Source organism: Burkholderia sp. Tr-862, from assembly GCF_011753085.1.
Lineage (GTDB): Bacteria > Pseudomonadota > Gammaproteobacteria > Burkholderiales > Burkholderiaceae > Burkholderia > Burkholderia ambifaria.
This window is the reverse complement of the sequence record NZ_VWWG01000379.1, coordinates 1-1,571: the sequence shown is the minus strand read 5'-3', so window position 1 is coordinate 1,571 and position 1,571 is coordinate 1. Positions and strand designations below refer to the sequence as shown.

General features: G+C 67.0%; 2 protein-coding genes and 1 pseudogene. 1 reads left to right on the top strand and 2 read right to left on the bottom strand.

From position 1 onward, the window contains the following. Positions 1–146 precede the first annotated feature (146 nt). Positions 147–314: a DUF1427 family protein gene (locus tag F3J14_RS34970; protein WP_006756038.1), complete on the bottom strand. Its 168-nt coding sequence runs from the start codon at positions 312–314 to the stop codon at positions 147–149. A gap of 101 nt (positions 315–415) precedes the next feature. Between F3J14_RS34970 and F3J14_RS34965 the strand changes: the two genes are divergently transcribed. Continuing rightward, a complete protein-coding gene (locus F3J14_RS34965; RefSeq protein ID WP_166726759.1) occupies positions 416–1,339 on the top strand; it encodes a LysR family transcriptional regulator in 924 nt (307 codons plus the stop codon). Between the two features lie 87 nt (positions 1,340–1,426). Here the strand turns inward: F3J14_RS34965 and F3J14_RS34960 are convergent. Continuing rightward, positions 1,427–1,571 (bottom strand): annotated as a pseudogene (locus F3J14_RS34960) (hydrolase); the annotation flags it as partial.

Sequence of the window (1,571 nt, the reverse complement as noted above, 5' to 3'; positions counted from 1 at the left end):
TGCTGCCGACCGCGACGAAGCGGCCGTCCTTGATCGCCACCGCGGCGGCGACGGGGTTCGCACGATCGAGCGTCGTGATGCGCCCGTTGTGCAGGATCAGATCCGGTTGAGTATCGGTTGCGGTCATTAACATGTCCTCGAAACAGTCAGAAGCCGAGCCAGTGACGCACGGGCCCGATGGCCTGCGCGCCGACCAGCATGCCGGCGAGGCCGATCAGTGCGATCAGCGGCGGCGCCGGCGAACGCACCTTGATCACGCTGTACACGACGCCGATCAGCACACCGGCCGCCAACGACGATAGATAAGATTCCATAACGATTTTTCTCCCGACCGGATTAGAATGACCCGCATCGCGTCGGCCGCATGCTTCACTGCCTTCGCTTCCACTTCGCTTCCCTGTCACCCTGTCCGGCCATGCAACACCTTCCTGATCTCGAAGCCTGGGCCATCTTTGCGCGCGTCGCGGAGACCGGGTCGTTCGCGAAAGCCGCGGAACTGCTCGGCATCTCGCAACCGACCGTGTCGAAGGCCATCGCACGCCTCGAAAAGCGCCTCGGCGCGATGCTGCTGTACCGCACGTCGCGCAAACTGTCGCTCACGCCGACCGGCGAACTGCTGCGCGACCGCGCGATCCGCCTGCTCGCCGATGCGGAACTGATCGAGAGCGAGGCCTCCGCGCAAGCGCTCGAACCGCACGGTCTCGTGCGCGTGAACGCGCCGATGTCGTTCGGGCTGCGTCATCTGTCGCCGCTGCTGCCCGCGTTTCTCGAACGCTATCCGCGCGTCGACATCGACCTCGTGCTGACCGACCACATCGTCGACATCGTGTCCGGCGGGTTCGACGTCGCGATTCGTATCGCCGAGCTGAGCGATTCGTCGCTGCGCTCGCGCCGCCTGTGCGCGGTGCGCCGTCCGCTCGTCGCATCGCCCGCGTATCTCGACCGGCATGGCCGTCCCACGCATCCGCGCGACATCGAACAGCACGTGTGCCTCACCTACACGAACCTGCCGACGCCCGAGCACTGGCGCTTTCGCAATCCGGCATCGGGCGAGGATGTCGGCGTGTCCGTGCACGGACGCATCCGCACCAACAATGCCGACGTGATCGCCCCCGCGCTCCTCGCCGGTCACGGCCTCGCGCTGCAGCCCGAGTTCCTCGTGTGGGACGCGCTGCAATGTGGTCAGCTCGAAGAAGTGATGCCCGAGTGGAAAATCGCCGACATCAACGTCAACCTCGTCACGCCGCCCGGCATGCTGCGCGCCGCGCGCGTGACGGTGCTGCTCGATTTCCTCGCCGACCACTTCGCGCACGCGCCGTGGGCGTTGCCCGTGGCCTGAGCGAGCGGCGGCCTGCGAACGCTGAGGCCGCCCTGGCCGCCGGATGCGTCGATCGCATCGGCCGCGGCGAACGCGGCCGGTTGCCCGTTACTTCGCCGGAACGGCCGGAATCGACTCGTGCGGCGTCGCGGTGCGTTGCGGCGCCTTGTGGACCATCGTGTATGCGTAGTCGACGCCCATCCCGTACGCGCCCGAATGCTCCTTCGCGATCGCCATCACCGCGTCGTAGCTG

What these genes read in the sequence shown, in the direction of transcription:
- F3J14_RS34965 (WP_166726759.1), top strand. Translation starts at nt 416, where the DNA reads ATGCAACACCTTCCTGATCTCGAAGCCTGGGCCATCTTTGCGCGCGTC.
- F3J14_RS34970 (WP_006756038.1), bottom strand. Translation starts at nt 314, where the DNA reads ATGGAATCTTATCTATCGTCGTTGGCGGCCGGTGTGCTGATCGGCGTC.